15 protein-coding genes are annotated in these 18145 nt (G+C 71.1%); 8 read left to right on the top strand and 7 right to left on the bottom strand.

Going from position 1 to position 18145, the window contains the following annotated elements; genetic code table 11:
- Positions 1–268: 268 nt before the first annotated feature.
- The 5 genes from tkt to pgl are packed head-to-tail and all read left to right on the top strand — an operon-like array spanning position 269 to position 6679.
- Entirely contained in the window at positions 269–2368 is a 2100-nt protein-coding gene (tkt, locus tag ACNAYW_RS10810) for a transketolase (RefSeq protein WP_415849692.1), read from the top strand.
- Between the two features lie 8 nt (positions 2369–2376).
- Entirely contained in the window at positions 2377–3483 is a 1107-nt protein-coding gene (gene tal / locus ACNAYW_RS10805) for a transaldolase (RefSeq protein ID WP_415849691.1), read from the top strand.
- 6 nt (positions 3484–3489) lie between these two features.
- A complete protein-coding gene (gene zwf, locus ACNAYW_RS10800; protein ID WP_415849690.1) occupies positions 3490–5010 on the top strand; it encodes a glucose-6-phosphate dehydrogenase in 1521 nt (506 codons plus the stop codon).
- Positions 5007–5921 (top strand): glucose-6-phosphate dehydrogenase assembly protein OpcA, encoded by a 915-nt coding sequence (locus ACNAYW_RS10795; RefSeq protein WP_415849689.1) that lies wholly within the window; start codon positions 5007–5009, stop codon positions 5919–5921. Before zwf ends, ACNAYW_RS10795 begins: the two co-directional genes overlap by 4 nt.
- The gene (gene pgl / locus ACNAYW_RS10790; RefSeq protein WP_415849688.1) at positions 5921–6679 is read left to right on the top strand and encodes a 6-phosphogluconolactonase; all 759 of its coding nucleotides are present in this window, start codon (positions 5921–5923) and stop codon (positions 6677–6679) included. The genes ACNAYW_RS10795 and pgl overlap by 1 nt, the downstream gene beginning before the upstream one ends.
- On the opposite strand, the gene ACNAYW_RS10785 is transcribed toward pgl, so the two are convergent.
- From ACNAYW_RS10785 to ACNAYW_RS10770, 4 genes are read right to left on the bottom strand one after another with little or no spacing between them, the layout of a single operon-like run.
- Positions 6676–7368, bottom strand: a complete 693-nt coding sequence (locus ACNAYW_RS10785) for a VOC family protein (RefSeq protein ID WP_415849687.1) — start codon at positions 7366–7368, stop codon at positions 6676–6678. The genes pgl and ACNAYW_RS10785 overlap by 4 nt on opposite strands.
- Before the next feature lie 21 nt (positions 7369–7389).
- Complete coding sequence (locus tag ACNAYW_RS10780) at positions 7390–8331, bottom strand: WXG100-like domain-containing protein (RefSeq protein ID WP_415849686.1); 942 nt, start codon at positions 8329–8331, stop codon at positions 7390–7392.
- Entirely contained in the window at positions 8328–8636 is a 309-nt protein-coding gene (locus ACNAYW_RS10775) for a hypothetical protein (RefSeq protein WP_415849685.1), read from the bottom strand. Before ACNAYW_RS10775 ends, ACNAYW_RS10780 begins: the two co-directional genes overlap by 4 nt.
- Complete coding sequence (locus ACNAYW_RS10770) at positions 8633–9067, bottom strand: YbaB/EbfC family nucleoid-associated protein (protein WP_415849684.1); 435 nt, start codon at positions 9065–9067, stop codon at positions 8633–8635. Before ACNAYW_RS10770 ends, ACNAYW_RS10775 begins: the two co-directional genes overlap by 4 nt.
- 112 nt (positions 9068–9179) lie before the next feature.
- Here ACNAYW_RS10770 and ACNAYW_RS10765 point away from each other — a divergent pair, with 112 nt between their 5' ends.
- From ACNAYW_RS10765 to ACNAYW_RS10755, 3 genes are all read left to right on the top strand, one after another.
- Entirely contained in the window at positions 9180–10328 is a 1149-nt protein-coding gene (locus ACNAYW_RS10765; protein WP_415849683.1) for an acyl-CoA dehydrogenase family protein, read from the top strand.
- Positions 10329–10414: 86 nt separating this feature from the next.
- Complete coding sequence (locus tag ACNAYW_RS10760) at positions 10415–12721, top strand: outer membrane protein assembly factor BamB family protein (RefSeq protein WP_415849682.1); 2307 nt, start codon at positions 10415–10417, stop codon at positions 12719–12721.
- A gap of 63 nt (positions 12722–12784) precedes the next feature.
- On the top strand, positions 12785–14464 hold the full coding sequence (locus ACNAYW_RS10755; RefSeq protein ID WP_415849681.1) for a serine/threonine-protein kinase: 1680 nt from the start codon (positions 12785–12787) through the stop codon (positions 14462–14464).
- Between the two features lie 4 nt (positions 14465–14468).
- Here ACNAYW_RS10755 and ACNAYW_RS10750 read toward each other — a convergent pair whose 3' ends face one another.
- The 3 genes from ACNAYW_RS10750 to secG all read right to left on the bottom strand — a co-directional run bounded on the left by ACNAYW_RS10750 (position 14469) and on the right by secG (position 18099).
- Positions 14469–14912 carry a limonene-1,2-epoxide hydrolase family protein gene (locus ACNAYW_RS10750; protein ID WP_415849680.1) on the bottom strand — a complete coding sequence of 148 codons (444 nt, stop codon included), beginning with the start codon at positions 14910–14912 and terminating at the stop codon, positions 14469–14471.
- Between the two features lie 55 nt (positions 14913–14967).
- A complete protein-coding gene (gene ppc / locus ACNAYW_RS10745) occupies positions 14968–17721 on the bottom strand; it encodes a phosphoenolpyruvate carboxylase (protein WP_415849679.1) in 2754 nt (917 codons plus the stop codon).
- Between the two features lie 141 nt (positions 17722–17862).
- A complete protein-coding gene (secG, locus tag ACNAYW_RS10740; protein WP_068520767.1) occupies positions 17863–18099 on the bottom strand; it encodes a preprotein translocase subunit SecG in 237 nt (78 codons plus the stop codon).
- Positions 18100–18145: the final 46 nt, after the last annotated feature.

Genomic DNA, 18145 nt, shown 5'->3' with positions numbered 1-18145 from the left:
CGGACTCATTTCCTCCGCGGCCGGGGCTGACCGACCGCGGGCGCCGGGACTCGCACCCCGCCGCGGGTCCGCGACCGGCGCCGACCCCATCTACTACGAGCCATGGTAGTCCTCCCGTCCCGCGTCGCCGAATCGGGTTCGTCACCGCGAATCCCGGTACCGCCCGCCCGGGAGACCTACCCGGTAGTTTCCGCCGACCGTGCATCGGCGCCGAGTAGGGTTCACACTTGAGCACGCACGCCCCCACGACCAGGAGAGTCCGCCAGCCGTGACCAGCACCGCCGAGATCCACACCCTCACCACGCCGCATCACCCCGCCGACTGGACCGATCTCGACACGCGCGCGGTGGATACCGCCCGAGTGCTGGCGGCCGACGCCGTGCAGAAGGTCGGCAACGGCCACCCCGGCACCGCGATGAGCCTCGCTCCCCTGGCCTACACGCTGTTCCAGAAGGTGATGGTCCACGACCCGTCCGACACCCACTGGATCGGCCGCGACCGGTTCGTGCTGTCCTGCGGCCACTCCAGCCTCACCCTGTACCTGCAGCTGTACCTGGGCGGATTCGGCCTCGAGCTCAGCGACCTCGAGGCGCTGCGCACCGAGGGCTCGCTGACCCCCGGCCACCCGGAGTACGGCCACACCAGGGGTGTCGAGATCACCACCGGCCCGCTGGGCCAGGGCCTCGCGTCGGCCATCGGCATGGCGATGGCCTCCCGCTACGAGCGCGGCCTGTTCGATCCCGAGGCGGCCCCGGGCAGCAGCCCGTTCGACCACTTCGTCTACGTCATCGCCTCCGACGGCGACATCGAGGAGGGCGTCACCTCCGAGGCGTCCTCGCTGGCGGGCACGCAGCAGCTCGGCAACCTGATCCTGTTCTACGACGACAACAAGATCTCGATCGAGCACAACACCGACATCGCGCTGTCGGAGGACGTCGCCAAGCGCTACGAGGCCTACGGCTGGCACGTGCAGTACGTCGAGGGCGGCGAGAACGTGACCGCCATCGAAGAGGCCGTCGCGGCCGCCAAGGCCGTCACCGACAAGCCGTCGATCGTCATCCTGCGCACCGTCATCGGTTTCCCCGCCCCGAACAAGATGAACACGGGCGGCGTGCACGGCTCCGCGCTCGGCGCCGACGAGGTGGCCGCGGTCAAGGAGATCCTCGGCTTCGATCCCGCTAAGAGCTTCGACGTGGCCCCCGAGGTCATCGCGCACGCGCGCGAGCTGGTGAAGCGCGGCCGGGCCGAGCACGAGGCGTGGAACGCCCGCTTCGACGCGTGGGCCACCGCCAACCCGGAGCGCAAGGCGCTGCTGGACCGGCTCGAGGCCGGCACCCTGCCCGCGGGCTGGGACGCCGAGCTGCCCACCTGGAGCGTCGACGACAAGGCCATCGCCACCCGCGCCGCGTCGGGCGCCTTCCTCGCGGCCGCCGGCCAGACGCTGCCCGAGCTGTGGGGCGGCTCGGCCGACCTCGCCGGCTCGAACAACACCACGATCAAGGGCGCCGATTCCTTCGGCCCCACGTCGATCTCGACGGACGACTGGAACGCCCAGCCCTACGGCCGCACCCTCCACTTCGGCATCCGCGAGCACGCGATGGGCTCGATCCTGAACGGCATCGTGCTGCACGGCAGGACCCGGCCCTACGGTGGCACCTTCCTGCAGTTCGCGGACTACATGCGCCCCGCCGTCCGCCTCGCGGCCCTCATGGACATCGACCCGATCTACGTGTGGACGCACGATTCGGTCGGCCTCGGTGAGGACGGCCCCACGCACCAGCCCGTCGAGCACCTCGCCGCGCTGCGCGCCATCCCGGGCCTGAACGTGGTCCGCCCGGCCGACGCCAACGAGACCGTCGCGGCGTGGAAGGCAACCCTCGAGCGCTCCGGCGGCAACGGCCCCACCGGCCTGATCCTCACCCGCCAGGGCGTGCCGATCCTGCCCGGCACGTCCGCCGAGGGCGTCGCGCGCGGCGGTTACGTCCTCAAGGACGCCGACGGTGCCGCCCCCGACGTGATCCTCATCGGGACCGGCTCCGAGGTGCAGCTGGCCCTGCAGGCCGCCGACCTGCTCGCCGCGAAGGGCATCCGGGCGCGCGTCGTCTCCATGCCCTCGGTCGAGTGGTTCCACGCGCAGGACCAGGCGTACCAGGACAGCGTGCTGCCGCCCTCCGTCAAGGCGCGCGTCGCCGTCGAGGCCGGCATCGCCCAGTCGTGGTGGCGCATCGTCGGCGGCTTCGGCGAGGTCGTCTCGCTCGAGCACTTCGGCGAGTCCGCCTCCGACAAGGTCCTGTTCGCCAAGTACGGATTCACCGGCGAGAACGTGGCCCAGAAGGCCGAACAGTCCCTCGCCAACCTGAAGGGATAACGCACACCATGGCTCAGAACCCGAATCTCGCGGCCCTCTACGAGGCCGGCGTCTCCGTCTGGCTCGACGACCTGTCGCGCAGCCTGATCGAGTCCGGCGACCTCAAGGCGTTGACCGAGACCGATTCCGTCACCGGCGTCACCACCAACCCGGCGATCTTCCAGGCCGCACTGTCCAAGGGCACCGAGTACGACGCGCAGGTCGCCGAGCTCAAGGCCCGCGGCGCCGGCGTGGACGAGACGATCCGCACCGTCACCACCGACGACGTGCGCGCCGCGTGCGACGTGCTCGCCCCCGTCTTCGAGAAGACCGGCGGCCTGGACGGACGCGTCTCGATCGAGGTCGACCCCCGGCTCGCGCACGACACGGAGGGCACCGTCGCCCAGGCGATCGAGCTGCACGGCATCGTCGACCGGCCGAACGTCCTCATCAAGATCCCCGCCACGCTGGCCGGACTCCCCGCGATCACCCGCGTCATCGCCGAGGGCATCTCGGTGAACGTGACGCTGATCTTCTCGGTGGAGCGGCACCGCCAGGTCATGGACGCCTACCTCGACGGCCTCGAGCAGGCGGCCGCGGCCGGGAAGAACGTGGCCGAGATCTACTCGGTCGCCTCGTTCTTCGTCTCCCGCGTGGACACCGAGATCGACAAGCGGCTCGACGCCATCGGCACCGACGCCGCGCTCGACCTGCGCGGCAAGGCGGGCCTGGCGAACGCGCGCCTGGCCTACGCCGCCTACGAGGAGATCTTCGGCGCCGCCCGCTTCGCCGCGATCGAGGGTGCCAATGTGCAGCGGCCGCTGTGGGCGTCGACCGGCGTGAAGAACCCGGACTACCCCGACACGCTGTACGTGGCCGGGCTGATCGCGCCGAACACCGTCAACACCATGCCGGGCGCCACGATGTCCGCCTTCGCCGACCACGGCGAGGTCACCGACGGCACGGTCCTGGGCCGCGCCGAGGATTCGGCGCAGGTCTTCGGCGACCTGCAGGGGGCGGGCGTCGACCTCTCCGAGGTCTTCGAGCTCCTCGAGACCGAGGGCGTGGAGAAGTTCGAGCAGGCCTGGCAGAAGCTGCTCGACGCGACCGCCGAGCAGCTCGAGGCCAAGGCCTAACAGCCGGTGACCTGGACGAACCCGCTACGGGACCCCCGCGATCGGCGCCTTCCGCGGATCGCGGGGCCCTCGTCCCTGGTGATCTTCGGCGTCACCGGTGACCTCTCGCGCCGCAAGCTGATGCCCGCCGTGTACGACCTGGCCAACCGCGGCCTGCTCCCACCCGGCTTCTCGCTGGTGGGCTTCGGCCGCCGACCGTGGACCGACGAGGACTTCGCGGCGACGGTCCGGGAGGCCGCGAAGGCGCACTCGCGCACCGAGTTCCGCGACGACGTGTGGGAGCGCCTGGCCGAGGGCATCCGGTTCGTGCAGGGTGCGTTCGACGACGACGACTCCTTCGACCGGCTCTCGACGGCGCTGGCCGATCTGGACGCGGAGCGGGGCACCGGCGGGAACACCGCCTTCTACCTCTCCATCCCGCCGGACGCCTTTCCCACGGTGTGCGAGCAGCTCAAGCGCTCGGGGCTGGCCGATCAGTCCGAGGGCTGGCGGCGCGTGGTGATCGAGAAGCCCTTCGGGCACGACCTCGAGTCCGCGCAGAAGCTCAACGCCGTGGTCAACGACGTCTTCGCCGAGCAGTCGGTCTTCCGGATCGACCATTACCTCGGCAAGGAGACGGTGCAGAACATCCTGGCGCTGCGGTTCGCGAACCAGTTGTTCGAGCCGACCTGGAACAGCCACTACGTGGACAGCGTCCAGATCACCATGGCCGAGGACATCGGGCTGGGCGGCCGCGCCGGCTACTACGACGGCATCGGCGCCGCACGGGACGTGATCCAGAACCACCTGCTCCAGCTCATGGCGCTCATCGCCATGGAGGAGCCGACCAGCTTCCACCCGGCGGAGCTGCAGGCGGAGAAGATCAAGGTGCTGTCGGCGACGACCCCCGTCGAACCGCTGGCCGAGACGTCGGCACGCGGCCAGTACGGGCCCGGCTGGCAGGGCAGCGAGAAGGTCGTGGGCCTGCTCCAGGAGGAGGGCTTCAGCGAGACCTCCACCACGGAGACCTACGCCGCGATCACCGTCGAGATCGCGTCGCGGCGCTGGGCGGGCGTGCCCTTCTACCTGCGCACGGGCAAGCGGCTGGGCCGCCGCGTGACGGAGATCGCGCTGATGTTCAAGCGCGCGCCGCACCTGCCCTTCGACGACACCATGACCGAGGAACTCGGCCAGAACGCCCTCGTCATCCGCGTGCAGCCCGACGAGGGCGTCACCCTCCGCTTCGGCTCCAAGGTGCCGGGCAGTTCGATGGAGGTCCGCGACGTCAACATGGACTTCAGCTACGGCGAGGCGTTCACGGTGAGCTCGCCCGAGGCCTACGAGCGCCTGATCCTCGACGTGCTGCTCGGCGAACCCTCGCTGTTCCCGGTGAACGCCGAGGTCGAGCTGTCGTGGAAGATCCTCGACCCGGTGCTCGCGCTGTGGGCCGAGGGCGGCCGCCCCGAGGAGTACGAGTCCGGGTCGTGGGGCCCGACGTCGGCCGATGCGATGCTGGCCCGGACCGGAAGGACGTGGCGGCGCCCATGATTCTCGATCTGCCGGACACCTCCACCCAGGACGTCTCGAAACGGCTCGTCCGCCTGCGCGAATCGGGCGGCGCCGTCACGCTGGGCCGCGTTCTGACGCTCATCATCTCCGCGGAGGAGGGCGAACCCACCGAGAGCGCGATCGAGGCGACGAACGCCGCATCGCGCGAGCATCCGTGCCGCGTCATCGTCGTGGCCCGCGGCCCGCGCACCGAGCGGACCCGGCTCGACGCACAGATCCGCGTGGGCGGCGACGCCGGCGCGTCGGAGGTCGTGGTGCTGCGGCTGTTCGGCGAGCTCGCCGATCACGGCGCATCGGTCATCGTGCCCTTCCTCCTCCCGGACACGCCCGTCGTCGCCTGGTGGCCCGGGGCCGCGCCCGCGGTGCCCTCGGCCGACAAGGTGGGCGCGCTCGCGTCGCGCCGCATCACCGACGCCACCGCGTCCGACGATTCGGTCGCGGTGCTCGCGCTGCGCCGCGACGGGTTCGCGCCGGGCGACTCGGACCTGGCCTGGTCCCGGATCACGCCGTGGCGCGCGCTGTTGGCGTCCGCGCTGGACCAGCCGCCGTTCGAGGCGATCACCTCCGCGGTGGTCACGGGACCGTCGAACAGCCCGGGCATCGATCTCCTGGCGGGCTGGCTGCGCGCACAGCTCGACGTTCCCGTCCAGCGTCGCGCCGGCAGCTTCGAGGTGCGGCTCGACCGCACGAGCGGGCCGCTGCGCCTGGAGTTCGACCAGAACTCCACCGCGGTCCTCGTGCGGCCGGGTCAGCCCGACGGTCGCGTCGCGATCCGTCGACGCGACGTGGCCGACTGCCTGGCGGAGGAGCTGCGCCGCCTCGACGACGACGACATCTACTTCACGGCGTTGGGCGGCGTGTCCGACGTGGACCGATCGGAGATGCCCTGATGACCGAGCCCACCGTTCGCACGTTCGACGATGCCGCCGCCCTCGTCGCGGCGGCCGCCGACGACCTGGTCGCCGTGATCGAGCAGGCGCAGGCCGAGCGCGGCTTCGCCTCGATCGTGCTGACCGGCGGCACCAACGGCAACGCGCTGTCGGCGGCGCTGCGGGAGCGGGTGATCGACTGGTCGCGGATCGACGTCTTCTTCGGCGACGAGCGCTTCGTCGCGGGCGACGACCCCGACCGCAACGTGCTGCAGGCCGAGGACGCGCTGCTCGCGCACGTGCCGGTCCCCGATGCCAACGTTTACCGCTTCCCCGCCTCGGACGAGTTCAGCGGCGACGGCGCGCTGGCCGCCCGCGTCTACGCGAAGCGCCTGGCGGACAACGCCGCCGCCCGCGACAACGCGGTCGCCGCCGGCGCGGGCACGGTGCCCCGTTTCGACGTGCATCTGCTGGGCATGGGCGGCGAGGGCCACATCAATTCGCTGTTCCCGCACACCGACGCGGTCCGCGAGGAGGACGCCACGGTGGTCTCGGTGCGCGACTCCCCCAAGCCGCCGCCGCGGCGCCTCACGCTCACGCTGCCCGCGGTGGGCGCGGCGCGGCGCGTCTGGTTCCTCGTGTCGGGTGCGGACAAGGCCGAGGCCGTCGCGGCCGGGGTCGGCGGCGCGTCGCCCGAGGACTGGCCCTGCGCCGGCGCGCACGGCTCGCAGGAGACCGTCTGGTACCTCGACGGCGCCGCCGCGTCCGAGCTCGCCTAGGACTGCTCCAGCACGATCGTGGGGACGCCCAGCGCGGGATCCTTCACGGTCGCGACGCGCGTGCCCGGCTTGGCGCCGCGCCGCACCTCGCTCATCGCGATCCCCTGTTCGGTCAGGCGGGTGTGCGTCGCGTCCGCGTCGACGGTGCGCCACGCGACGCCCCACAGCGCGTCCGGGCCGGCGGGTTCGACGCCCTCGCCCTCCTGCAGGACGACCTCGACGAGGAGGTCGCCCCGGCGGAAGAAGAGCTGGTGCACGCCCCAGGACTGCACGCGGTCCAGGCGGAGGTCGAAGTCGAGCCGCCCACACAGGGTGGCGATGATCCGGTCGCGGTTCGGCGACGTGACCACGACGTGGTCGACGCCCGTGATCTCCGCGCCGGGTGCGGTCGCGGGCTCCGTCGGGCCCGCGAGGCCCAGCACGAGTCCGTCGGCCGCGCCGGCGAATCCGGCCCCGACGTCGGTCACGGGTAGGCCACGCCGCTCGGCGAGCTTCGCCGCCGCGGCAGCGTCGTCCGCCGCGACGAGGAGGCCCGAGGCGCTCGCCCACGACGGTGCGCCGACCGCGACGTCGATCCCCTCCGCGGTGTACCGCTCCGCCGGTTCGGCGCCGAGCAGCCGCGCATGGGCGACCCGCGCCTCGGTCGGGACGTCGAGGATCACCTGGTCACGCGCAGCTGCGAAGGTCACCCCGCCATCCTGCCGCAGCCACTACGCGGGCGCTGTGCCGGACCACGCCGACCACCCGTCGCCCATGACTTTGATCCCGCTGGTGCCCGCCGAGACGGCGGCCTCGCCGAGCGTGGAGACGGGCCTGTTCCCGGCGAGGTGGAAAGCGGTCTGGACGACGACGCCGTCATCGACCGCACGGGTCGTCGCCGCAGCCACGTCGTCGATGCCGGTGCTGGTGCGCTTCAGTGCCCGCACGGCAGTGCCGAGAGCGGCGAACCTGTCCGCGAGTCCCTCGAGCTTCGTGGTGAGCTTGCGCAGCACGCCGGCGAACTTCTGTGCGAGGGCGGCGCCGCGCAGCAGGATCGAGTTCGTCGCCGCCACCACGGACGCGCCGCCGGTCGGAACCGAGGTCGCCGTGGCGGCCGCATAACTCGCCGCGGCCCACACCGCGAGGGAGGCGAGCTCGTCTCTGATGAAGTTGCGGACCTCGACCACGAGGGCTCCCGCGATGCTCAACCCGGTGGCGGTGGCTCGCGCCGCGGTGCCGAGGGCCTCGCTGTGCTCGGCGAGAGCGGTCGTGGCCGTGCGATACGCATCGGCGTCGACACCCGACCACCCGGACGACGTGGCGGCGGAGGCCGTCCGCACGGCGTCGGCCACGCCCGCGAGCGGAGTGGCGACCTTCTCGGTCCACAGGTCGCTCAGGTCATCGATCGTGTCCGGGTTCCCCGAGACGGCGTCCAGGGACGACTTCAGCGCCGGGATCGCCTCGATGACCCAGCCCACGCCGGAGGCGAAGAAGGTGCCGATCGGATCCTGCACTGCGCTACCCACTTCGGAGCCGATGCTCACAACCGCGGCGAGCAGGCCCATCGCGCTCTGATCCTCGACCACGGCCTCCGCCGCGTCGACGACGGCCTCGGCGAGCGGCACCCCCGCGACCGCGTCGCCGACCGTCGCGATCACGCCGTCGCCGCTCATCGATGTCCGGTTTCCGTGAGCGCGGTCGCCCCGCCCTGATCCGTCTCCTGGTTCACCGTGATGTTCCGCCGGAACTCGGTGCGGTGGGTCTCCAGTTCTCCGCTGTGCGTGGAGACCGATTCGGTGAGATCGTCGAGAGTCTTGTTCACCCGGGTGGCCAGCCAGCCGAAGAGGGCACCGTAATCGCCGCCCCCGACGCGGTTCGACGACGACGTCGTCCCGGCCGCGCTCACGGTCGTCGCGATCGTGGTCAGCGCCTCCTCATGGGCGACTGCGGTGGCAGGAGCGATCACGCAGTCCGTCATCGCGCCGCCTCCCCCGTGTACCGGTCCCAGAAGTCGAGTCCCGGATAGAACTCGGTGGCGATCGAGTGGACCTCCCTGGCCGCAGCCTTCTCGGCCAGGGAGGCCGCCGTCATGATCTCCGCGCTCAGAGCCTCCCCCGAGTACTCCATCGCGCGGCCCGCGATCACCACGCCCGTGAGCCGTCCCCCCATTCCGACGGTGACCCGCACGTCCCCCCGTGCGGCCGTCCCGGTGCCCGCTATGTGGGCCAATCGCTCACGGACCTCGTGCGCCTGCTCGAACGTCCTCTCCGCATCAGCGGCGTCCGACCAGAACTGCGGTGTCGTGTCCAACTCGTCCCCCGATCTCGTTGGCGTTTCTCCCGCATCAATTAGACGCACCGACTCCGCGAACGGTTCCGAGGAATTTTTCGACAGCATCCAGGCGGGCACGGAAAGCCCGCTGACCTGCGAACGAACCTCGAATCCTTCACTCGTGCTTGTTTTTGTCGAGCCGGTTCTGATTTAGTGGTGCGGCAACCCTCCGCAGAAAGGTGGTCACCCCATGGCCGCACGCCGCCGCTCGAGCTGGATGAACGACGAGCTCGACGCCCTCCGCGACCTCGCGGACAAGTTCCTGGCGAAGGAACTCACCCCCAACATCGAGAAGTTCGCCGAGCAGCACCACGTCGACCGCGACCTCTGGAACAAGGCCGGCGAGCTCGGCCTGCTGTGCCTGTCGATCCCCGAGGAGTACGGCGGCGGTGGCGGCGACTTCCGCCACGAGTCCGTGCTCATCGCCGCGCAGGCGCAGGCCTTCGACACCAGCTGGGGCGTCTCGCTGCACAACGGCATCGTCGCGCACTACATCCTCGCGTACGGCACCGAGGAGCAGAAGCGGGCGTGGCTGCCCAAGATGGCCTCCGGCGAGGCCGTCGGCGCCATCGCGATGACCGAGCCCGGCACCGGCTCGGACCTGCAGAACGTGAAGACCCGCGCCATCAAGACCGGCGGCGAGTACGTCATCAACGGCAGCAAGACCTTCATCACGAACGGCCAGCAGGCCGACATCGTGGTCCTGGTCTGCAAGACCAACCCCGACGAGGGCGCCGCCGGCATCTCGCTGATCCTGGTCGAGGCCGACCGCGAGGGCTTCCGCAAGGGCAACATCCTCAACAAGATCGGACAGAAGGGCCAGGACACCTCCGAGCTCTTCTTCGACGACGTGCACGTGCCCGTCGAGAACCTCCTCGGCACCCAGGAGGGCCAGGGCTTCTACCAGCTCATGCAGCAGCTGCCGCAGGAGCGCCTCATCATCGGCCAGGCGTGCGTCGCCGGCATGGAGGTCATCTTCGAGGAGACCCTGCGCTACACCAAGGAGCGCGAGGCCTTCGGCCGCCCCATCTTCGGCTTCCAGAACACCAAGTTCAAGCTCGCCGAGGCGCTCACCGAGACCACCATCGCGCGCGTCTTCGTGGACGACTGCATCGAGAAGCACGTCAAGGGCGAGCTCGACATCCCCACCGTCGCCATGGCGAAGTGGTGGACCTCGGACCGCGCCCAGGAGGTCGCGTCGGAGTGCCTGCAGCTGTTCGGCGGCTACGGCTACATGGCCGAGTACCCGGCGGCGCGCTTCTGGGTCGACAACCGCGTCCAGATGATCTACGCCGGCACCAACGAGATCATGAAGGAGATCATCGCGCGCACGCTCTGACGCACGACGCGACTCCTCCGGCGACGCCCGGGCTGTCATCCGATCGGATGATTGTCCGGGCGTCGCCTTTTTGATCGGCTGAACGCATGACTTCGCCCGGAGGACAGCCCTTCCCGTACGGCCCACAGCAGCGGCCGGTGTACGGGTACGGCCAGGTGCCTCCGCCTCAGCCCGTCCCCGCCCGACGGTCCGCCCTCCCCTGGATCCTCGCAGGCGTGTCCGTCCTGTGCGTGGTGGTCCTCGTGGCCGGCGGGATCTGGTGGTGGAAGGCCAGGAGTTCCGACGATGACTCCGGTCCCGTCCCGGGGCAACTCACAAAGGAGTTCCCCACGGCTCCGGCGCCCGCGTGGACCGTCCGTCCGTCCGACGTCGGCGCGTCGACGTTCTTCTCCACGAACTTCACCAACGCCCAGTACGGCTCCGCCGGGGCGGCGACCGACGGCCGGTTCGTGCTCACCGGCGCCGAGGTCGCAGGCCGCGCCACCGTCGTCAGTATCGACGCCGACGGCCGAACCTGGGTACCTGACGCATCGCTGACCTGCGCGGATCAGGTCGTGGCCGGGCGGACCGCCTGCCGCACGAGCCAGTCCGACGATTCCCGAGTCTTCCTCCTCGACCTGGCCGGTCGGTCGGTGAGCGCCGGTGTGTCCGCGACGGACAAGCAGTTCGGCATGGTCGCCTACAACGGCGACGCGGCCTTCCGCACGTCTGCGGAGTCGATCTTCCGTGTCGGCCCGAGCGCCGTCGAGTGGTCGCGGCCGGTGGCGGGTCCGGACGGTCCCGGCGGGGACTTCAGCGGCGCTCTCGCCACCGGCGCACTCGTCGCCTTCAACCACGGGGGCGGCGTCTACGTCGCGTCGGCGCGCGACGGGACGCTGCTGCATTCGTACGTCGGATCCCTGCCACGGATCGCCCCGGACGGAGGCATGGTGGCCGCCGACCCGGGGTCCGGCGTCACGGCGCCCGTCACCGTCATCCGGCCCGACGGTGCCGTCTCCCACCCCGGCACCGGCACGGTCGGAGTGCCCGCGGTGGCCTCGCGCGGACTCGAGCAGGCCCTCATCGTGGACGGCGTCCTGCGCGACGGCGCGAGCACTGCCCGCTGGGCGGCGTCGGTGTCCCCGTCGACGAACAATCGCATGATCGCGGCACCTTTGGTCAGTAGGCGGATCACGGTGTTGGAGACCGACGCCGGGTACATCGGGGTTGACACGGCGACCGGTCGAAAGCTGTGGACGGCCCCGGGGAGCATCGGGCGCGTCGGCTCGAGCGGTGGCACCACCGCTCTGACCGACGGCCGTTACCTGGTGTACCCCAGCGGCACCGACCTCGTCGCACTCGACAGCACGACCGGGGGTCGAGCGTGGTCGATCCCGTCTCCCGTCGCCGCGGACGGCTCGGTCGGCGCGCTCCTCGCGCTGGGTGACACCTTCATCGTGGTGGGGAAGGACCGCATCGTCGGGTACAAGGCGACGGGCGGCGCCGCGAGCGCGCCCGGGACGAGCACCGGCACCGCGGGCGCGACGGCCGACGACACCTACTACACGCGGTGCGGGAGCAAGCCGGTGTTGACGCCGCAGAAGTTCCGCACGGAGTCCGGCGGGCTGGTGGTCACGATGAAGATCACCGCCACGTGCCCGGAGGGCGATGCGCTGACGGCATCGGGGACGTCGGTCACCGTCTCGGACGCCACCGGTGTCATCGCGAGCGGCACCTTCGACTTCGCCCTGAACGCGATCGGCGTGCCGAAACCCGAGGAGGACTCCACCGGACAGAAGAACGGGACCACCGTCGACCTGATGTTCAAGCAGGGCCAGTTCTTCCGCACCCCGGACACCCTCCCACCGCCCGGCAGCGGCAACGGATCCAGCGGCGCCGGCGGCCTGGGCGGGCACAGCTACCTGGTCGACTGCGTCCAGCCCGACGGGGGCACGGGCCGGGCGAAGGTCCCGGCACCATCGAACGGCCCCATCGGTTCGACGGGACCCGGACCGCAGTCCGGCCTGAACCCGACGTCGGGCCTGAGCGCCCTGCGGATCCAGGCGGACAGCGACAAGTCCTTCATCCTCGGCAGCCTGAACAACCGCTGGGTGGCGCAACTATCCAGCAAGAGGGTGGGTCTGGTGGCCGACGGCCGCACGTGGGAAGAGCAGGCGATCCTCGACGAGTTCCTCGCGTTGCGCCTGCGGTTCGCGGACGTGCGCCTGCTGTACTCGGACGAATGGTCGGTGTTCAACTATCGAGGGTGGTGGGTCTCCGTGGCGGCTGCGACGTTCCCCGGCCCGGATCAGGCGAATCAATGGTGCCGAACCAACGGGTTCGACCGCGATCACTGCTTCGCCAAGCTCGTCTCCAGCATCGCCGGACCGGAAGGGTCGACGCGCTATTGGTGACCCGCCGAACATGTCGGCGCCGACCGCTACGATCAGCGCAGCACGCAGCGGGAGGGGACGTCCATGAACGAGGGCACACGCAGCGGTAGCACGCTGGGGCCGTACGAGATCGGGCGTCTGCTCGGTCGTGGCGGGATGGGCGAGGTGTACCTCGCGCACGACGCGCAGCGCGACCGGGATGTCGCGCTCAAGCTGCTGCACGCCTCGGCGGCGGAGGACCCGCAGTTCCGGGAGCGGTTCTCCCGCGAATCGCAGACGGTGGCGCGCCTCGCGGACCCGCACGTCATCCCGATCCACGACTTCGGCGAGATCGACGGCGTGCTGTTCATCGACATGCGGTTGGTCGAGGGCCGCAATCTCGCGGAAGTCCTGAACGACGGTCCGCTGCCCCCGGAGCGCGCCGTCGCGCTCGTCGAGCAGGTGGCCGGCGCACTCGACGCGGCGCACGCCAAGGGCCTCGTGCACCGGGACGTCAAGCCCGCCAACATCGAACTCACCGAGTCCGGGTTCCCCTACCTCCTCGACTTCGGGCTCGCGGTCGCCGACACGCAGTCCCGGATGACGTCGGCGGGGCTGTTCGTCGGCTCCCAGGCCTACGCGGCACCGGAGCGCTTCGACGGTGACTCCGCGACGGTCGCGAGCGACGTGTACTCGCTGGCCTGCGTCCTGTTCGAGGCGCTCACCGGGAACGCTCCCTACCGCGGCGACAGCCTGGGCGCCATGCTCAAGCAGCACCTCACGGCGCCCATTCCCCGGCCGAGCGCCGAGGCGGCGGTCCCGCCGGCGATGGACACCGTGATCGCGCGGGGCATGGCGAAGGATCCAGCGGATCGGTTCGGCAGTTGCGGCGAGCTGGCGGGTGCCGCCCGCGATGCCCTCGCAGGCCACAGCGTCGACGTGCCGCTCCCCTCGCCCGCGTACGACCAGACCTTGATCCGGCCGCTCGCCGAGCCGGCCGACCCCACCGTGGTCTCCCAGCCGCATCCGCCGGCGGACTCCCACCCCACGGTGATCTCGCAGCCGTCGCCGCGGGCCTCGTACCCGCAGGCGCCGTCGTACCCCGCCGCGCCCTCCTACCCGGCGGCACCGTCGTACCCCGCCGCGCCGTCGTACCCGATGGCGCCGGCCCCGCAGGCGCCGCCCGCGAAGAGCCGGGCGGTTCCCATCCTCGCCGTGGTCGCCGCGGTGCTCATCGGGGCCACGGCCGTGCTGGGGTACGTCGCCCTGTCGGACCGCAGGACCGCCCCGATCGCGCAGACCGCCGGCGCCACCGCAACGGCGACCGTCACCGCGACGGCGTCCGCGCCGACCACCACCACCGACGCGCCGCCGCCGCCCACGACGACGACCGTCGCGCCGAATCCGCTGGCCGCCCTGCAGGCGCGCGCGGCGGCGGACCGGCCTGTCGTGCTAGCGACGCTCAACAACCGTTGGGTGGTGCAACTCGCGTCCAAGTACTCCGGCGCGTTCGACGACGGGAAGACGTGGCTCGAGGCCGACATCCTCGGCGAACTCGCGGGATTCGACCAGCGACACGGGAACGTCCGACTCCTGCAGAGCGGTGGGTGGCCGGTCTTCGACCGCAGCGACTCGTGGGTACCGGTGTACGCGGGCATCAGTTGGGACACGTACGAGCCGGCGTTGGCGTGGTGCCTGCAGCAGAGCTACGACAAGGACCACTGCGCCGCGAAGTTCGTCTCCGACACCCTGCGCCCCGAGATCAGCACGCGCTACAACAAGTGATCCGTCAGCGCTGCAGCGGCGTCATCTTCCGCTGCGCGGCGGGGATGGCCAGCGCCAGCACGCCGCGCACGACGCCCTTCGCGATGTCGAGGTTGTCGAAGTAGTCCCGCCACAGCACGATCCGGCCGTCCAGGACGTCGAACCGGCCGCACACCCAGAACCGCACGCGCAGCGGGCCCACCCGCAGTTCGTCGATGCGCTCGGTGAGGACGACGGCACCGTCGGACGCGATGGAGGTGACCTCCACGCCGAAGCCGAGGGCGGGCTGCGCGAGCAGCCGGATCACCCGGCCCGCGCGGTTGCGGCCGCGCAGGGTCGCGAGGCCCACGTTCGTGTAGACCACGTCCTCGTCGAAGGCGGCGACCGCCTCCTCGGCCCGGCCGTCCTGCATATCGGCGAGGAAGGTCAGCACCGTCGCCTGTTCGTCCTGCACCACCACGTCAGTCATGCCGCCGACAGTACCGCCGCGGCGGCGCCCCGTCCTCCGCCCTGGGGCGGAGAAACTATCCGGAGTTGCGCAGCGCGGTCGCCAGGCCGTTCATGGTGAGGAGGATGCCGCGCTGCACCAGCGGGTCCTCGTCGCCGGAGCGGTACCGGCGCAGCAGTTCCACTTGGAGGTGGTTGAGCGGCTCGAGGTACGGGAAGCGGTTGAACACGGACCGCTTGAGGGCGTGGTTGTCGGCGAGCAGATCGTCGGTCTCGGTGATCGCGTAGTACATCGCGATGGTGCGACGGTGCTCGTCGGCGATCTTGCCGAAGACGCGCTCGCGCAGCGCGGCGTCGGGGACCAGGTCCGCGTACCGGGCCGCGAGGCCGAGGTCGGACTTCGCGAGGACCTGCGCCATGTTGGAGAGCACCGACCGGAAGAAGGGCCACCGCCGGTACAGCTCCCGCAGCCGCTCCAGCCGGGCCGGGTCTCCCCCGATCCACGTCTCGAACGCCGTTCCCGTGCCGTAGAAGCCGGGCAGCATGACACGGGAGAGCGACCACGCCATCACCCACGGGATGGCGCGCAGGTCGGAGATCTTCGACGTCTGCTTGCGCGAGCTGGGGCGCGAGCCGATGTTGAGCGAGCCGATCTCCTCGACGGGCGTGGAGGTCTTGAAGTACTCGACGAAGCCGTCGGTGCGGTGCACGAGGTCGCCGTAGGCCTCGCGCGCGAGGGCGGCGAGCTCGTCGAGGACCGCGTAGGCCTCCTCCGCGTCGTCGCCGAGGCCCTCGACGTCGAGCAGCGAGGACTCCAGCGTCGCCGCGACGAGCGACTCCAGGTTCCGCACGGCGAGTGCGGGTTCCGCGTACTTCGCGGCGATGATCTCGCCCTGCTCGGTGAGCCGCAGCGAGCCGCGGACCGCGCCCGGGGGCTGCGCGAGGATCGCGTCGTAGCTCGGCCCACCGCCGCGGCCCACCGTGCCGCCGCGGCCGTGGAAGAGCCGCAGCGTGATCCCGGCCTCGCGCGCCATCGCGACGAGGTCGAGCTCGGCGCGGTACAGCGCCCAGTTGGCGGCGAGGTAGCCGCCGTCCTTGTTGGAGTCGCTGTAGCCCAGCATGATCTCCTGCAGGCCGCCCTTGCCGTCGACGAGCGAACGGTAGACCGGCACGGCGAACGCGGCCCGCATCGTCGCGGCCCCCTGCTGCAGGTCCTCGATGGTCTCGAAGAGCGGGACGATGTTCACGGGGCACTCGGCGCCGCCGTCGGTGTCGGGCCGCAGCAGGCCCGCCTCCCTGAGCAGGACCGCGGCCTCGAGCAGGTCCGAGACCGACGTGCACATGGAGATGATGTAGTTCGGGATCGCCCCGGCACCGAGCGATTCCACCGCCCGCGCCGCCGCCCGCAACACCCCGAGTTCCTTGGCGGTCTGCTCGGAGAACTCCGCGCCCGGCCCCACGAGTGGGCGCCGCAGCCGCAGCTCGTCGGTGAGGAGCCGCACCCGCGCGTCCTCGTCGAGCGCGGCGTAGTCGGGGTGCACGCCGGCCCAGGCGAAGAGCTCGGCGATGGTCTCCTCGTGCACATCGGAGTTCTGCCTCATGTCCAGCCCGGAGAGGTGGAAACCGAAGGTGTTCACGGCCTCCCGCAGGGACTGCAGGCGGTCGTCGGCGATGAGGCCGTCCCCTCCGGCCCGCAGGGAGGCGTCCACCACGCCCAGGTCCGCGAGCAGTTCCGATGGTGCGCGGTACGGCTCGGCGCCGATGTCGATCCGTGCGTCCAGCTGCTCGTCGAGCAGGGCGTCGGCCGTCGCGGTGAGGCGTCCGCGGATGCCGCGCAGGGCGCGGCGATAGGGCTCGTCGGCGCGCTTGGGCGAGTCGTCCCAGGCGGCGAGGGCGAACAGTTCGTCGGCGACGGTGGTGAGACGCGAACTGAGCGCGAGCTCCTGCTCCAGCTGCAGCAGCTCACGCAGGTAGTGGCCGATCGCGGTGGCGGCCGCGCGCCGCGACGCCATGGTCACCACGTCGTCGGTGACGAACGGGTTGCCGTCGCGGTCGCCGCCGATCCACGAACCGGGGCGCACGATCGGTTCGGACAGCAGAGCGGTCCCGGGGTAGAGCTCGCGCAGCCGGATCCGTGCCTCACGGTTGATGGCGGGCATCACCTGCAGGAAAGCGGAGTCGAAGTAGCGCAGGCCGTTCTCGATCTCGTCCTGGATCCGCAGCCGCTCGAGCCGCACCAGCGCGGTGTCCCAGAGCGTGAGGATCTGGCGCCGGAGCCCGACCTGGACCTGCTCCTCCTCGCGCGCGTCCAGCTGGGTCCGGTCGCGGTAGCGCATGAGCTCCGTGATCCGGTGCTGGGTGTCGAAGACGGTGCGCCGGCGGGTCTCGGTCGGGTGCGCGGTGATGACGGGCACGACGAGCGCGTGCCGCAGCGCCGCGGCCACGTCGGCACCGTCGAGCCCGGCGCCCTCCAGCAGGGCGTAGGTGTGGGCCAGCGACGAGGCCTGCGGCGGCTCGCCCGCGCGCACGTGAATGGCGCGACGGCGCTCGCGGTGCAGGTCCTCGGCGAGGTTGGCGAGGAGGGCGAAGTGCGAGAAGGCCCGGATGACGGGGATCGCCTCCGCGGTGGGGACGTCGGCGAACAGGGCCGCGAGCTGGCCGCGGTCCAGCTCGGAGCGGCGCACGGCGAACGACTCCTGCCGGGCCCGTTCGACGAGGTCGAAGATCTGCGGTCCGGCCTGTTCGCGGACGGTGTCGCCGAGGATCCCGCCCAGCAGCCGGATGTCGTCGCGGAGGGGTTCGGTGGCGGCGCGCGCTGGCTCACTGGTCATGCTGGGCAGTATTCCTACCGCCTGCTCAGATTTCGAGGCGGGCGCCCATATGGGCACACCGCCCGGCGGCACCCGCCGACGACGAAGGCGCCCCGAACCCTGCGGGTTCGAGGCGCCTCGCCGAAGTCTTCGGGGCGACGTCTAGGACGTCAGCTTGATGCTCAGCGTCACGCCGACGATGCACACCGTCCAGATGATGCCGACGAAGATCGTCACCCGGTCGAGGTTCTTCTCCACCACCGACGAGCCCGAGAGCGACGACTGCACGCCGCCACCGAACAGCGACGACAGGCCGCCGCCCTTACCGCGGTGGAGCAGGACGAGCACCACCAGCAGCAGGCTCAGCACGAGGATGGCGATCTTCAGCACCAGCTGCAATGTTTCCACGAGGATCCAGTGTACCTTCCGGTCGGCGTCGGTCGAT

Source organism: Tsukamurella ocularis, assembly GCF_965138335.1.
GTDB classification, from domain to species: domain Bacteria; phylum Actinomycetota; class Actinomycetes; order Mycobacteriales; family Mycobacteriaceae; genus Tsukamurella; species Tsukamurella ocularis_A.
The sequence above is the reverse complement of the archived record's forward strand: the minus strand, read 5'-3'. Positions and strand labels throughout refer to the sequence as shown.